Annotated in this window: 14 protein-coding genes; 5 read left to right on the top strand and 9 right to left on the bottom strand. The window is 71.1% G+C overall.

Features of this window, described 5'->3' with window-relative positions:
• Positions 1 to 16: 16 nt before the first annotated feature.
• The 8 genes from AB0O48_RS18870 to AB0O48_RS18835 all read right to left on the bottom strand — a co-directional run bounded on the left by AB0O48_RS18870 (position 17) and on the right by AB0O48_RS18835 (position 7194).
• Positions 17 to 1018: a YihY/virulence factor BrkB family protein gene (locus AB0O48_RS18870; RefSeq protein WP_357247920.1), complete on the bottom strand. Its 1002-nt coding sequence runs from the start codon at positions 1016 to 1018 to the stop codon at positions 17 to 19.
• The gene (locus AB0O48_RS18865; protein WP_357247917.1) at positions 1011 to 2015 is read right to left on the bottom strand and encodes a diacylglycerol kinase family protein; all 1005 of its coding nucleotides are present in this window, start codon (positions 2013 to 2015) and stop codon (positions 1011 to 1013) included. The genes AB0O48_RS18870 and AB0O48_RS18865 overlap by 8 nt, the downstream gene beginning before the upstream one ends.
• 94 nt (positions 2016 to 2109) lie before the next feature.
• A complete protein-coding gene (locus AB0O48_RS18860; RefSeq protein ID WP_357247914.1) occupies positions 2110 to 2688 on the bottom strand; it encodes a Clp protease N-terminal domain-containing protein in 579 nt (192 codons plus the stop codon).
• Positions 2688 to 2924 (bottom strand): HTH domain-containing protein, encoded by a 237-nt coding sequence (locus AB0O48_RS18855; protein WP_007457155.1) that lies wholly within the window; start codon positions 2922 to 2924, stop codon positions 2688 to 2690. Before AB0O48_RS18855 ends, AB0O48_RS18860 begins: the two co-directional genes overlap by 1 nt.
• A gap of 57 nt (positions 2925 to 2981) precedes the next feature.
• Complete coding sequence (locus tag AB0O48_RS18850; protein ID WP_365067076.1) at positions 2982 to 3749, bottom strand: type II CAAX endopeptidase family protein; 768 nt, start codon at positions 3747 to 3749, stop codon at positions 2982 to 2984.
• 154 nt (positions 3750 to 3903) lie between these two features.
• Positions 3904 to 4551, bottom strand: coding sequence for a response regulator transcription factor (locus AB0O48_RS18845; protein WP_357247908.1), 648 nt, complete (start codon positions 4549 to 4551; stop codon positions 3904 to 3906).
• On the bottom strand, positions 4542 to 5801 hold the full coding sequence (locus AB0O48_RS18840; protein ID WP_365067072.1) for a histidine kinase: 1260 nt from the start codon (positions 5799 to 5801) through the stop codon (positions 4542 to 4544). Before AB0O48_RS18840 ends, AB0O48_RS18845 begins: the two co-directional genes overlap by 10 nt.
• A gap of 214 nt (positions 5802 to 6015) precedes the next feature.
• Positions 6016 to 7194 carry a serine hydrolase domain-containing protein gene (locus AB0O48_RS18835; RefSeq protein ID WP_365067069.1) on the bottom strand — a complete coding sequence of 393 codons (1179 nt, stop codon included), beginning with the start codon at positions 7192 to 7194 and terminating at the stop codon, positions 6016 to 6018.
• A 483-nt stretch (positions 7195 to 7677) separates the two neighbouring features.
• Between AB0O48_RS18835 and AB0O48_RS18830 the strand changes: the two genes are divergently transcribed.
• From AB0O48_RS18830 to AB0O48_RS18820, 3 genes are read left to right on the top strand one after another with little or no spacing between them, the layout of a single operon-like run.
• Entirely contained in the window at positions 7678 to 8538 is an 861-nt protein-coding gene (locus tag AB0O48_RS18830; RefSeq protein WP_357247899.1) for a universal stress protein, read from the top strand.
• 60 nt (positions 8539 to 8598) lie between these two features.
• Positions 8599 to 10992, top strand: a complete 2394-nt coding sequence (locus AB0O48_RS18825; protein WP_357247896.1) for a phosphoketolase family protein — start codon at positions 8599 to 8601, stop codon at positions 10990 to 10992.
• Positions 10993 to 11002: 10 nt separating this feature from the next.
• Positions 11003 to 11848 carry a universal stress protein gene (locus tag AB0O48_RS18820; RefSeq protein WP_357570118.1) on the top strand — a complete coding sequence of 282 codons (846 nt, stop codon included), beginning with the start codon at positions 11003 to 11005 and terminating at the stop codon, positions 11846 to 11848.
• Positions 11849 to 11858: 10 nt separating this feature from the next.
• Here AB0O48_RS18820 and AB0O48_RS18815 read toward each other — a convergent pair whose 3' ends face one another.
• A complete protein-coding gene (locus tag AB0O48_RS18815) occupies positions 11859 to 12506 on the bottom strand; it encodes a TOPRIM nucleotidyl transferase/hydrolase domain-containing protein (RefSeq protein ID WP_357247890.1) in 648 nt (215 codons plus the stop codon).
• A 176-nt stretch (positions 12507 to 12682) separates the two neighbouring features.
• Here AB0O48_RS18815 and AB0O48_RS18810 point away from each other — a divergent pair, with 176 nt between their 5' ends.
• Both AB0O48_RS18810 and AB0O48_RS18805 read left to right on the top strand, forming a co-directional pair.
• Complete coding sequence (locus AB0O48_RS18810) at positions 12683 to 13615, top strand: ABC transporter ATP-binding protein (RefSeq protein ID WP_357247887.1); 933 nt, start codon at positions 12683 to 12685, stop codon at positions 13613 to 13615.
• On the top strand, positions 13612 to 14304 hold the full coding sequence (locus tag AB0O48_RS18805; RefSeq protein ID WP_357247884.1) for an ABC transporter ATP-binding protein: 693 nt from the start codon (positions 13612 to 13614) through the stop codon (positions 14302 to 14304). The genes AB0O48_RS18810 and AB0O48_RS18805 overlap by 4 nt, the downstream gene beginning before the upstream one ends.
• Positions 14305 to 14308: the final 4 nt, after the last annotated feature.

Here is a 14308-nt window from a genome sequence, read left to right as displayed (position 1 = left end):
CGTACACGCCGCGTTGCTAGAGCGCCGTCATGTCCCCGGTGTCGACCAGTTCGGCACGGTCGGTGTCGGGCTCCCAGAGGTCGGGTTGGGCCGGCTCTCGCGCACCGATGCGCAGCGCCTCCAACTGGGCGGCGAAGGACAGCCCGCCGAAGAGCGCCATCCCGGTCAGGTTGGCCCAGAGCAGCAGCGCCATCATGCCGGTCAACGCGCCGTAGGTCTGCCCGAAGCCGTCACTGAACCGCACGTACGCGGCGAGCAGCAGGCTGGCCAACCACCACAGGACCGTGGCGATGCCGGCACCGAAGAACAGCCAGGACAGGCCCGGCTGGTTGCGTCGTGGCGCGTGCCGGAACAGCACGGCGACGGCGAGGACGGTCAGGCCGAGGCTCAGGGGGAAGCGGACCACGTCCCAGATGCCGTTGGCGACCGCACCCCACTCGTAGTGCTTGCGCACCGAGTCACCCATCGCGCCGCCACCGACCAGGATCAGGAAACCGGCGAGCGCGGGCAGGCCGGCGGTGACGGCAAGTATCGCGGCGCGGAGGTACTTCCGCAGTGCGGGGCGGTCCCGTTCGACGCCGTAGATCCGGTTGGCTCCGCGTTCGATCTGGGCCATCGTGGTGGTCAGCGCGAACAGACCGGTGAGCAGACCGAGGGTGAGTGCGAGCTCTCCCGCGTCCTCGACGCGTTCGCCCTCACCCAGCAGCTCGGCGACCATCTGGGCGCTCTGGCCCGGGGTCAGCGCCAGCACGGTGTCGGCCACCACCTGACCGCCCTCCTCGACGCCCAGCTCGCTGATCAGGCCGGTGAGGGCGATCAGGAACGGCACCACGGCGAGGCAGAGTTGCAGCGCGAAGGCCCGCGAGTGGCTGAACCCGTCGCCGTAGCGGAACCGGATGAAGGCGTCCCGCAGAAGGTGCCAGCCGCCCTGCCGGCTCAGCGTGTGCCAGGCGTCGTCGGCGGACAGCTCCTCGTCGGCCATCAGCCGGGTCTCCGGCACGATCCGGGTGCTACTCACGGCGCGCTTCCTCGATCAGCTGCTCGCCCCGCTCCCCGGCGCCCTGCGCGTCGACGGCCAGGTCGGGGGCGTCCTCGGGTTGGGGGACGCAGAGCCAGAGCGCCTCGGGCCGAACTTCCGCCTGAAGCCGCCGGCCCGGGGAGATGAGGTCGCCGTCCAGTTCCCTGGGCTGGGCACGGTTGCTGCTGACCACCACGCGTTTGCCCCGGAACACCTCCATCCGCGGCACCTGGCCGCTGCGGCGGACCACCGCCCAGCCGAGCGCCAGCCAGTGCCGCAGGCTGCGCGGGGTGAGCACGGCGACGTCGAGCCAGCCGTCGTCCGGCTCGGCCTCGGTGAGCAGGGTCACCCCGCCCTGGAGGCGGCCGACGTTGGCGATCAGGACCGAGCGGGCCCGGCGGCGCACCGGCGGGCGGTCGTCGATGCGGATCTGCACCCGCATCGGCCGGTCCCGCAGGTGGCGGGCGGCGCCCATGACGTACGCCGGCCAGCCGATGCGGGCCTTGGTGGTCTCGTTGGTGGCCTCGAGCATCTGGGCGTCGAAGCCCATGCCGGCCATCACGGTGAAGTATTTGTCCTCGACGGCGCCGACGTCGAGCAGTCGGCGGCCCCGCTCGACGGCGACCTGCAGCCCGGCGGCCAGGTCGGTGGAGAGACCGAGGTTGGCGGCGAGCAGGTTGCCGGTGCCCTGTGGCAGCACGGCGAGGGCCACGTCGGTGCCGACGAGCGCGCTGACGCAGGACATCACGGTGCCGTCGCCACCGCAGGCGAAGACCAGGTCGACGCCTGCCTTGACGGCCTGCTCGGCCTGACCGCGGCCGGGGTCGTCGACGGTGGTTTCGTACCACTGCGGCTCGGGCCAGCCCGCCGCGTTGAGCGCGTCGTTCACGGTACGGCGCAGCTCGTCGAGATCGTCGACCTTCACCGGGTTGACCACCACGGCGGAGCGCAACCCGCCGTCGCCCCCCGAGGGCCGCCTGTCCTGTCCAGCATCCACGGGCGCCAGTGTGCAGCACCGGGGCACCTTCAGCGACCCAGCGGGGGGCTCGCGTCGAAAGTGCCACAGACACGTTTCAACGCGAGCACGCCCGTCAGGCCGCCGCCCGTAGCGCGCTCTCCACCCGGCGGCGCAGATCGTCGAGGTCGATGCCGGACTCGGTGAGCACCAGCGCGCCCAGCCCGTGCCCCTCCCGGAGCACCCCGAGCAGGATGTGCTCGGTGCCGATGTGTTTGTGGCGCAGGCGCAGCGCCTCGCGCAGGGACAGCTCCAGCGCTTTCTTGGACCGGGGCGAGAACGGCCCGCCGAGGTAGCGCTTGCGCCCCCACCGGCGGCGCGGCGCCGGCACGGCCTCGCGCAGCGCGTCCGGGCCGAAGGACTGCTCGATGCGGGCCACGATCGCGGCCAGGTCGATGCCGATCTCCCGCAGGGCCGCCGCGTCCGCGTCGCCGAGGCCGGCGCCCCCGCTGACGGTGTGTCGGCGGACGCGCTCGCGCAGGTCGTCGGCGCGTACGCCCGCGTCGGCCAGCACCCGGCTGGCCAGACCGGCATCGTCGGCGAGCAGGGCGAGCAACAGGTGCTCGGTGCCGACCGGCCGTTGGCCCTCGGCCCGCGCCTCCTCCAGCGCCCGATGCACCACGCCGCGCGCCCGGTCGGTGAACCGTTCGAACATCACGCCTCCCAGGATGAGTTGACCGCCGGTCGCCCGGCGTGCTTCTTGTGCACCGCCTGCCGGCTGACCTCGAGCGCGTCGGCGATCTCCTGCCAGGACCAGCCCTGTCGACGGGCGTTGTCCACCTGGACCACCTCGAGCCGCTCGAGCAGCCGGCGCAGCGCGCGGACAGCGCGCAGCCCGACCCGGGGGTCGGTGCTGCCGGCTGCCGCCGCGAGTTCTGTCGCCTGACTCATGCCGTCAACATACGTTGACAGCACGACTCGTGTCAACCCCAGTTGACGCACCCCTGGTCAGTAATAGTCGTTGATCGGCTCGCGGGCCTGGACCGGGCGCGCTGGTGCCGGCGAACCACTCGACCCCCGACGGTTCGGCCGGATGAGGAACGGGACGCACGCCGCTCCGATGAGACCCATCGCGACTGCGATGTTGGCCATCCACAGCATGGATTCATCGGCGCTGGAGAAGCCGACGAGTATCCCGATGTTGACGCCCCAGTGCAGGACGGTGGACACGAGGACGCGTGCCCACCACGGCCGTCCGGTCGTGACGGCCGCCGCTGCGACGGACAGCCCGATGGCCGATACGACGAAGACGGAGTAGACCGCGAGCCCGGCGCCCGCCATGGGGAAATGGCCGAGCCCGAACAACAGACCGGTGATGGCGGCGGCCGACAGCGTCGCCATGCGTGTTTCGAGGATGGGTTGCACGAAGCCCCGCCAGCCGACTTCCTCGCCGGCCGCGCCGAGGAACTGCGCGAGCAGGATCAGTGCGAGGGGCGCGGGAAGCGTCGAGGTGTGCAGCGACTGCCAGCGGTGCGGTTCGGCGATCGCCAGAAGCCAGAGAACCAGGGTGACCATCAGCGCCAGCCCGGCGGCGGCACAGAGTGGGGCGAGGACGCCCCGCCTCGTCGTACGCGGGTAGGGCAGGCGGCCTCGCCAGACGGCGTACGCGACGAGGGCGCCGACGGTGGTGGAGAACTGGGCGAGCACCAGGATGGTCGGATCGAGCCCGGTTGCCTCCTGCGCCAGCGCGAATACCGGCGAGGCGGCGGCCGACACCGCGAGGAACGTGACGACAACCGTCGTCACGCGGGCCCCACCCGCTCCGGCCGGAGGAGAAGTCTTCGTCATGTGCCCAGCCTCGGACAGGCGGCGGCTGCGGGCACTGGAGCTGGACCTCCGACTGGGGTGCAGCTTCCCCTACCAAGCAGGCTCAGCGTTCGTTGAGATACGCGAGTACCGCCAGGACCCGCCGGTTGTCGTCGAGACTCGGGTGCAGACCGAGCTTCGCGAACACGTTCGAGATGTGTTTGGTCGTCGCGCTCTCGCTGATATGCATCTCGTCGCCGATCGCGGTGTTCGAGCGGCCCTGTGCCATGAGGTCGAGGACCTGCCGCTCGCGTTCCGTGAGTGTGCCGACGGGCCCGCCTCGTTCGACCCGGTTGATGAGCGCACCGATGACCGTGGGGTCGAGTACGGTGCCGCCGGCGGCGACCTGGTCGAGGGCGTCCATGAACTGGCGAGGATGGGACACCCGGTCCTTCAACAGGTAGCCGATCGCACCGGCTTGGTCGGCGAGGAGTTCGCGTACGTACAACTGCTCGACGTACTGCGAGAACAGCAGGACCGGCAGCGCCGGTTGGACCCGTCGCGCCGCCAGCACGGCGCGCAGCCCCTCGTCGGTGTGCGACGGGGGCAGGCGGATGTCGACGATCGCGACGTCGGCGCGCCAGTCGCCGAGCACCCGACTCAGCTCGGGTCCGGTACCCACCTGCTCGACCACCTCGTGACCGACGGCCTCGAGCAGGCTGACCAGGCCCACACGCAGCATTGTCTGGTCTTCTGCGACGACTACGCGCACGGCACCTCCAGGGCGATCTCCGTCGGGCCGCCCACCGGGCTCCGGACGGTGAGAGTGCCGTCGAAGGCGGCCAGCCGTCGGCGTGTGCCGTCGAGCCCGCCGCCGGGGACGACCACCGCGCCCCCCTTGCCGTCATCCCGCACCTCGATGCGCAGGCGGTCCTCGCCGATGTCCGCCGTCACCGCGAGGTGAGCCGCGCCGGAGTGCTTCGCGGCGTTGGTCAGCAGTTCGCGGGTGGCGAAGTACGCCGCGGCCTCGAGCGACGAGTCCAGCCGTACGGGTAGCCGTATCCGCGTGGTCACCGGCAGTGCCGACTCGATGGCCATCGCCTCGATCGCCGCGCCCAGGCCGCGATCGGCGAGGACGGGCGGGTGGATCCCGCGCATGAGGTCGCGCAGCTCACCGAGGGCGTTCGAGGAGTCGTCGCGCGCTTGCCCGATGAGGGCGAGCGCGGCGTTGGTGTCGCTGGCCATGAGGGTCTCGGCGAAGCCCAGCTTCATGCCGATCGCCACGAGTTGGGCCTGGGCACCGTCGTGCACGTCCCGTTCGAGGCGGCGAAGCTGCGCGGCCGCGTCGTCGCGGACCTCTTCGCGGCTGGCCGAGAGGACGGAGACCCGCGCTTGCAGATCGACCAGGTGGCTGCCGATCAGCACGGACGACCAGCGGGCCTGCACCCGTAACCACCAGGATCCGCTGAGCAGGCCGATGACGAACAGGGCGCAGCCGAGGACGGCGGCGTACGGCACCGTGCTGGCCGTCGTGACGGGGATGAACACGTACCATTCGGTTGGTTCCAGCCGGAGGCCGAGGTAGAGGATCGGCATGGCCACGCACCCGTACAGACCCCAGCCGACGAGCCCGAGTGGTGCGATCAGCACGAGCACAGTGCTGGTGAACGGGTCGACAACCGCCCACCGCGTCAGACGCCAGAAGGCGCGGTCGTTGACGAGTCGCCAGCATTGACGCGCCTGGGCGACGAATCCGGATGCGGCGGGGTCCGGCAGGCTCGGCACCGCGACGTCGATGCCGGCGAAACGCTGATCCGTCCGGCGCAGCCGCTCGGCCTGACGATGCAGGACGCGTACGCAGCCGGGAAAGATCAGCACACCGACACCCAGCGGGATGAGGCAGAGGGCCGTGGCGGCGACGAGCGTCATCGCCAGCACCGCGATCAGTTGGCCGGCGAGGACCAGTGACCCACGCAGCGCCGTCCACCGCCCGATGGGCCGGCCCTCCACTCCGTCCGACATCGCCTCACCCCCATGATCAACCTGCACCTCAAACCATGTCTGACTCACCCGGTACGCGGCATCCACTGAGTGGCCATGCCGACGTGCACTTTTCCCCACCGCCGCCAGGCGGCCGCCGTTGCCTTTCGGATCTTCTGACGTCAATCCGGCTGCCGGAGGGAATTCTGAACGAAGTCGCGCGTCCAGATCCGCAGCGCCCGCGGCATGCTGCCCGTCAGGATTCGAAGACGGTCTCAACAAGGTCGGTGATGGGAACTTTCGGGTCGATGTCGCCCCACGGCGTGACTGCTACGGTGAGTTGGCGCCCGCTGCCTTCGGCAGTCCACGACTCGGCGTAGTAACCAAAGATCTCGCCGCGGTGGCCCCACAGCCTGACACCTCCGAGGGTGGACCTGGTCATCAGGCCCAGTCCGTATTGGTAGTCGCGCCTCGTGGCATGGGCGGTCTTCATTTGCTCCTGTTCGGCCGCGCCCAGCAGCCGCCCATTGACCAAGGCGCGGAAGAAGATATTCAGGTCCGCCGCTGTGGAGGTTATCTCGCCGGACGCGCCGGCCACGGAGGGATTGAACACGGTGATGTCGACCGGCTGGTCAACGCCGTCGTGTTCTACGGCGAGGTAGCCATGCGGGTGCACGCCGGCAAGAAAGGGATTGGTGCCCGGAACCTGGGTGTGCCGCAGCCCGAGCGGGCGAAGGATTCGGCGGCGCACTTCGGCTGCGTAGTGGGCGCCGGTGACCCGTTCGACAACCATGCCGAGCAGAACGAAGTTGGTATTCGAGTACTCCCACGAGCTACCGGGCTGGAACTGCAGTGGCAGGTCGTCGACGAAGGTGACGAGTTCTCGTGGTGTCCACGTCCGGTTACGCATCCGGACGATGTCCGCCTCCGACCGGTAGACAGCGCGGAACGACGCGGCGTTCGTGTAGTTGAATACGCCACTGGTGTGCTGCAAGAGGTGACGCAATGTGATGTGTGAGCCGTCGGGAAGGATGCCTGGCAGCCATCGCTGCAGAGTGTCGTCCAGCGTGAGGCGCCCCTCGCCGGCGAGTTGCAGGACGACAGTGGCGATGAAGCACTTGGTGATGCTGCCTGCCCGGAACCGCCCCTCGGCCGGTACAGGTCGACGTGTGCCCAGCCGCGACACGCCGCTGGCGCCTTTCCAGACGTGTGCGCCGTTTTTTACCTCGGCGAGTACGCCGACCGCCGCGGCTGCGGCGATGTCGTCCAGCGCCGCCTGCATCTTGCCGATGCGCAGTGTCCGGCCCGCTGTCGCGCTGCGTGCCGGCGCTGCGGCAGCGGCGCGGGCCGGCGCGGCGAGCACGTCGGTGGCGTCAGTGGCCGCAGCGAACCCCCCGGCCGCGACGATGTGCAACAGACTCCGGCGAGTGACCATTCACGCCTCCTGTATCGCGGGTTACGCCTGCCCGGACGCATCTCTGGTTACGCGGATCGGCATCTTCGGCGGCTGGGTACCGCTGCCGATCGCGCGGTTCGTGTCGCCCGGGCCGGCCGTGCCTTGCCTGTTGTACTACGACCATAGGACAGTAAGGCAGGCATTCAGGGGTGTCAACGAGATGCAGGCGGGGAACGACAACGAATCTGCTGCGATCCGAGCGCGCATGGGCCACGCGGTACGTCGCAATCCCACGTCATAGTTGCGCAGGGCGACTGGCGGGCCGGCTCTCGCGCATTGCCCGACGCGGCGAAGGCTCATGAACGTGCCGAACTCGGACACATTCAGGGCAAGATCGTCCTATCCGTCGTGCAGGAGTAGGACCCGCTTCCACCGAGAACGCTCACGCCGCCGCAAGCACCCGACTACCCTCGGTCAGGGACAGCGTGGTCGTGCCGGGCGCGCCGCCGGGAGGTGATACCGATGGCCGCAGCCACCGACGCGGCGGTGCTGGTCGCCCTCGGCTCGGATCTCGACCTCCCGGTCGTCGAGCAGGCCGCGCAGGAAGCCGCCGGGCACGGCCGTGCCCTGCACCTGCTGCACACCTTCGACTGGCACGCGGCCTTCGCCGCGGACAGCGTCGCCGCGCCCCGCGACCGGGCCGAGGAGCTGCTCACCCGGGCCGCGCAACTCGCCCACCAGACCGAACCCGGACTGACCGTGGGCAGCGAGATCGTCGAGAGCGCCCTGCTGGCCACCCTCATCCGCCGATCGGAGACGGCCTTCCTGCTGGCGGTCGGCGACAGCGGGATGGCCGGCAGCGGCCAGTGCGTCCCGGCCGAGACGCCCGCCGTGCAGTTGGCCGCACGGGCCGGTTGCCCGCTGCTGGTGGTCCGCCGCGAACCGCCACCGCCGGGCCCGGTGCTGGTCGGGGTGGACGGCTCGCCCAGCTCGCACCTCGCGCTTCAGTGGGCGGTGGAGTGCGCGTCCCGCCGGGACGCCCGGCTGCTCGCGCTGCGGGTGGCCGAGCAGGACGAGGACACCGACGCGGTCGCCGAGCAGCTCACCGAGGCGCTGGCCCGGCATGCCGGCCGCAACGCTTCGGTGCCCACCGAGTGCCGTGTCGTCCGCGGCGATCCCGGTCAGGTGCTGATCGACACCTCCCGCACATCCCAACTGGCGCTGGTCGCCGCCCGCGGCGACGAACCGGGACGAGCGATGTTGGGCGCGGTCGCCCAGTCCCTGCTCTACCACTCCCCCGCACCGGTGGTCGTCGTCCGTGGTCTCACCGAGACGCCGCTGGCCGCGCCGGACGCCCGGCCGACCCGGAACCAACGGCCCTGACCCGGGGCGTGCGCGGCGGCGAAGCCGACGCCCCCACTCCTACCCGCGAGAGGCAGCCTGATGGACACCGCTCTCGACGTGCGAAGCGCCCTCACCGACGACGAACTGCGCCGGCTGGACGCCTACTGGCGCGCCGCGAACTACCTCACCGTCGGGCAGATCTACCTGCTGGGCAACCCGCTGCTGCGGGAGCCGCTGACCCCCGACGACATCAAGCCACGCCTGCTCGGGCACTGGGGTACCAGCCCCGGGCTCAACCTCGTCTACGCCCATCTCAACCGGGTGATCGTGGCGCGTGACCTCGACGCCATGCTGGTCACCGGCCCCGGGCACGGTGGCCCGGCCATCGTGGCCAACACCTGGCTGGAGGGCACCTGGTCCGAGCGCTACCACGATGTGGCGCGCGACGAGGTCGGGATGGCCAAGCTGTTCCGCCAGTTCTCCTTCCCCGGCGGCATCCCCAGCCACGTCGCGGCGGACGTGCCGGGCTCCATCCACGAGGGCGGCGAGCTGGGGTACGCGCTCAGCCACGCCTACGGCGCGGCGTTCGACCACCCGGACCTGGTGGTGGCCTGCGTGATCGGCGACGGCGAGGCGGAGACCGGGCCACTGGCCGGCAGTTGGCTCTCCGACGTGTTCCTCAACCCCGCGCGCGACGGCGCGGTGCTGCCCATCCTGCACCTCAACGGCTACAAGATCGCCAACCCGACCGTGTTGGCCCGGATCCCCGAGGCCGATCTGCTCGACCTGATGCGCGGGTCGGGCTACCAGCCGTACGTGGTGGCCGGCGACGACCCGGCCGTGGTGCACCGCACGCTCGCCGCGACGATGGACCGGGTGCTGGACGAGATCGCCGAGATCCAGCGGCGGGCCCGTTCCGGCGGCGTCGTCGAGCGTCCCCGCTGGCCGATGATCATCCTGCGGACGCCGAAGGGTTGGACCGGCCCGCAGGAGGTGGACGGCGTGCAGGTGGAGGGCACGTACCGCGCCCACCAGGTGCCGCTGTCGGGGGTCCGCGACAACCCGGCCCACCTGGCCGAGTTGGAGCGGTGGCTGCGCGGCTACCGCCCCGAGGAGCTGTTCGACGCCACCGGCGCGCCGGTGGAGGAGCTGCGGACACTGCCGCCGCGCGGAGACCGGCGGATGAGCGCCAACCCGGTCACCAACGGTGGCGTGGTGCTGCGCGACCTGGCCCTGCCCGACTTCCGCGACTACGGCGTGGACGTCGAAGAACCGGGCCAGCCGATGGCCGGTGCGACAGGGGTGCTCGGTCCGTGGATCCGCGACGTCATCAGCGCCAACCCGGAGACGTTCCGACTGTTCGGTCCGGACGAGGTCGCCTCCAACCGGCTGGGCGCGGCGTTCGAGGTGACCGGCCGGGCGTGGGTCGCCGCCACCGTTCCCGGCGACGACCACCTCTCCCCCGACGGCCGGGTCATGGAGGTGCTCTCCGAGCACCTGTGCCAGGGCTGGCTGGAGGGTTACCTCCTGACCGGCCGCCATGGCGTCTTCACCAGCTACGAGGCGTTCATCCACATCGTCGACTCGATGCTCAACCAGCACGCCAAGTGGCTGAAGGTGACCCGGGCCATCCCCTGGCGGCAGCCGATCGCCTCGCTGAACTACCTGCTGTCCAGCCACGTCTGGCGTCAGGACCACAACGGCTTCTCCCACCAGGACCCCGGCTTCATCGACCACGTGGTCAACAAGAAGGCCGAGGTGGTCCGGATCTACCTGCCGCCGGACGCCAACACCCTGCTCGCCACGATGGACCACTGCCTGCGCAGCCGGCACTACATAAACGTGGTGGTGGCCGGCAAGCAGCCGGCGCCGAACTGGCTGACCATGACCGAGGCGATCCAGCACACCCGACGCGGCCTGGGGATCTGGGAGTGGGCCAGCAACGACGGAGGCATCGAACCGGACGTGGTGCTGGCCTGCTGCGGGGACGTGCCCACCCTGGAGACGTTGGCCGCCGTCGAGCTGCTCCGCCAGCACCTCCCGGACCTACGGGTGAGACTGGTGAACGTGGTCGACCTGATGCGACTCCAGACGGACACCGAGCATCCGCACGGCCTGACCGACAACGAGTTCGACACCATCTTCACCCAGGACCGGCCGATCATCTTCGCGTACCACGGTTATCCCTGGTTGATCCACCGGCTGACCTACCGCCGCAACAACCACGAGAACCTGCACGTACGCGGCTACAAGGAGGAGGGCACCACCACCACCCCGTTCGACATGGTGATGCTCAACGACCTGGACCGCTTCCACCTGGTCATCGACGTCATCGACCGGGTACCCGGGCTGGCCGCCCGCGCCGCGCACCTGCGCCAGCGGATGGTCGACGCCCGGCAGGCCGCCCGCGACTACACCCGCCGCTACGGCGAGGACGACCCCGAGGTCGCCGAGTGGCGCTGGGTCCGCGAAACCGACCCGACGAACCCCTGAGGAGAACGACGTGCGCGACGCGGAGATCCTGGTCGGCTACGACGGCTCCACCGACGCCACGGTGGCGCTGCGGTGGGCGCTGGAGGAGGCTCGGCACACCGGCCAACCGGTGCGGCTGGCGTACGTCTTCGAGTGGCTGACCGTGGCCGGCTGGGTCGGCCCGGGTGTGACGCCCGGGGTCTGGCCGGACGAGACCGCCCGCCGCCAGGTCGAGGACCTGGTCGGCAAGGCCGCGGCGGACGCCACCGCCACCCACCCCGGGCTGACGATCACCGGCGACGTGTACGACGGACCACCGGCCCTGGTGTTGCAGGAACGCTCGGCCGAGGCCGGCATGCTGGTGCTCGGCAGCCGAGGCCACGGCGGATTCGGTGGCCTGCTGGCCGGGTCCACGGCCGTGTCGGTGGCCGCCCACGCCCACTGCCCGGTGGTGGTGGTTCGCGACGGGACGGGCGGTCAACCGGACGGCCCGGTGGCGGTCGGGGTGGACGGTTCGGGGCCGTCGCTGGTGGCGCTCGGTTTCGCCGCGGAACGGGCGGCCCGCCGGCAGATGCCGTTGCGCGTACTGCACGCCTGGACCCCGGGCCCCACAGCGGCGGCCGGGGTGCCCGACGAGCGGGCTGCGGTGGAGCAGGCGCTGGAGCCGTGGCGGCGAACCTTCCCGCAGCTCAGCGTGACCGTCGACCTGATCTCGGGCAGCCCGGCGGCGATGCTGATCGAGGCGAGCCGGTCCGCGCAGTCGGTGGTGGTCGGCAGCCGGGGTAGGGGTGGGCTGGCCGGGATGCTGCTCGGCTCGGTCAGCCAGCAGGTCATCCAGCACGCCAACTGTCCGGTCGCGGTGGTCCGGGAACGCTGACCGCCCGCCGTCAGGTGAGCAGCCGATCCAGTGGTCGTGGGATGGCGCCCGGGTCGAGGGCGTGGACGAGCGCACGAGCGTAGCGCGCCTTGCGGCCGCTCATCGTGCCCATGAAGCGGCGCAGTTGCCGCTCGATCGTCCGTCCGCGCTGCGCGGGCTGGTTCTGGAAGACCCGGAACTTCGCCAGATCCCGCTCGGCGTCGATGACCCGCTCGACACCGTCGCTGCCGAGCGCGCGGATCAGCTCGTCCTCCAGGTCGGTCACGCAGACCTGGAAGCCGAGCGCCTCCAGGTCCGAGCGGGTCAGGTCGCCACCGAAGCCGGCCTGTTCCAGCCCTCGCCGGAAGAAGCCCTCCTCGGCCTCGTCGCAGAGCCCTCGTACGGTCGGTGTCAGCCCCTGCGCGCCGAAGAGCCGCAGGTAGCGGGCGACACTCATCGCGCCGCCGATCGGCAGGACGCACACGCCCTCGCCGGCCAGGTCGCGGCCCCGCCGCTCGGCCAGCGCCTCCACCGCGCACTGGTCGCTGAAGCCCTCGACGAGCACGACCGTGCTCAGGTCGCCAGCCTGGGCACGGGCCACCGTGGCGGCTGCCGCGGCGCCCGCGCCGCCGGCCGCCCAGACCTGCACGGCACCTCGGAAGCGGTCCGGTTCTCGCACAGGTCGGAGTCTCGCAACCTGCGAAGAAGACCGCTATCGGTTTGTGTACGGGAACGGCTCGCCACCGGGGTTGCGATGACGAGAAGTTTTCTGTGGTGGGCGATACTGGCGTGCCGCAGCCTCTCGAGGCCATCCGAGGCTGGCTCGACGTCGGCACGACCCGGACGGAGAAGGGTATGTCCAGCACCCCGCTGTCCCTGCCGCAGCCATCCGCGCGGGCACCCGAGTTCGGCCACGACGCGCTCATCGTCTGCGAGAACCTGGTGCGGATCTACCAGACCGGTTCGATCGAGGTGCAGGCGCTCCAGGGACTGGACCTGGCCGTGGAGAGCGGTGAGCTGATCGCCGTCGTCGGCGCCTCCGGGTCGGGCAAGTCGACGCTGCTCTCCATCCTGGCCGGCATCGACGCCCCCACCGCCGGGCGGGTCCGCGTCGACAGGTGGAACCTGCTGGCGATGTCCCGGGCGGACCGGGTGGACTACCGGCGGCGCACCGTCGGGTTCGTCCGGCAGCAGACGGCGAGCAACCTGATCCCGTACCTGACCGCACGGGAGATGGTGGACCTGCCGATGACGGCGGCCCGAACCCCGAAGCAGGAGCGCCGGGAGCGCGCGGCCGAGCTGCTGGACAGCCTCGGTGTCGCCGACTGCGCCGATCGGCGACCCGGGCAACTCTCCGGTGGGCAGCAGATGCGGGTCGCGATCGCGGTGGCGTTGGCCAACCAGCCGCGGGTGCTGCTCGCCGACGAGCCGACCGGCGAACTGGACGCCGCCACGTCCGCGGAGGTCTTCGGCGTGCTGCGGGACGTCAACCGCCGGTACGGCGTGACCGTCGTCGTGGTGACCCACGATCCGGAGGTCAGCGGCCAGGTCGAACGTACCGTCGCGATCCGGGACGGGCGCACCAGCAGCGAGGTGCTGCGCCGCACCACCACCGACGCGGAGGGTGACACGCAGATGATCGCCGAGGAGTACGCCGTGATGGACCGGGCCGGGCGGGTCCAGGTGCCCCGCGAGTTCCGCCAGGCGCTGGAGCTGACCCGACGGGTCCGGCTGGCCCTGGAACCCGACCACATCACGATCCGCCCCGACTCGGGTAGCGGCGAGTGAGCGGCGAGCCACTGCTTCGTGTGCGCGGCGTACACCGGCGCTTCCGCACCGGGCCGAGCGTCGTACACGCCCTGCGCGACGTGTCGTTCGACGTGGCCGCCGGTTCGATGGTGGCGCTCGTCGGCCGGTCCGGTTCGGGCAAGACCACCCTGCTGAACGTCATCGGCGGCCTGGACCGCCCGGACGCCGGCACCGTGCACGTCGGCGACACCGACGTCACCGCGCTCGACGAGGACGGGCTGTCCCGGCTGCGGCGCGAGAAGGTGTCGTACGTCTTCCAGAACTTCGGGTTGATCCCGGTGCTGTCGGCCGCGGAGAACGTCGCGGCCCCACTGCGGATGGCCCGCGTCGACCCCAGCGAGCGTGAGCGGCGGGTCGAGTTGCTGCTGGAGCTGATCGGTCTGGCCGACCACGCCCGGCAGCGGCCGGCCGAGCTGTCCGGCGGCCAGCAGCAGCGGGTGGCGATCGCCCGCGCGCTGGCCGCCTCGCCCCAGTTGGTGCTCGCCGACGAGCCCACCGGGCAACTGGACGCCGAGACCGGCCTGTCGGTGATGGCCCTGCTGCGCGGGATCGTGGAATCCGAAGGCGTCACCGTGGTGGTGTCGACGCACGACGCGGTGATGATGGCCCTGGCCGACCGGGTGATCCACATCCAGGACGGACACCTCGACGAACAGGACGCCGGGTGACGCG

Origin of the sequence: Micromonospora sp. NPDC085948 (assembly GCF_040686315.1) — a bacterium.
In the GTDB taxonomy this organism is placed as follows: domain Bacteria; phylum Actinomycetota; class Actinomycetes; order Mycobacteriales; family Micromonosporaceae; genus Micromonospora.
The sequence above is the reverse complement of the archived record's forward strand: the minus strand, read 5'-3'. Positions and strand labels throughout refer to the sequence as shown.

Bases quoted from the DNA above. Each gene is read 5' to 3' on its own strand.
- AB0O48_RS18810 (WP_357247887.1), top strand. From the start codon at position 12,683: ATGTCCAGCACCCCGCTGTCCCTGCCGCAGCCATCCGCGCGGGCACCC.
- AB0O48_RS18835 (WP_365067069.1), bottom strand. From the start codon at position 7,194: ATGGTCACTCGCCGGAGTCTGTTGCACATCGTCGCGGCCGGGGGGTTC.
- AB0O48_RS18855 (WP_007457155.1), bottom strand. From the start codon at position 2,924: ATGAGTCAGGCGACAGAACTCGCGGCGGCAGCCGGCAGCACCGACCCC.
- AB0O48_RS18830 (WP_357247899.1), top strand. From the start codon at position 7,678: ATGGCCGCAGCCACCGACGCGGCGGTGCTGGTCGCCCTCGGCTCGGAT.
- AB0O48_RS18860 (WP_357247914.1), bottom strand. From the start codon at position 2,688: ATGTTCGAACGGTTCACCGACCGGGCGCGCGGCGTGGTGCATCGGGCG.
- AB0O48_RS18840 (WP_365067072.1), bottom strand. From the start codon at position 5,801: ATGTCGGACGGAGTGGAGGGCCGGCCCATCGGGCGGTGGACGGCGCTG.
- AB0O48_RS18825 (WP_357247896.1), top strand. From the start codon at position 8,599: ATGGACACCGCTCTCGACGTGCGAAGCGCCCTCACCGACGACGAACTG.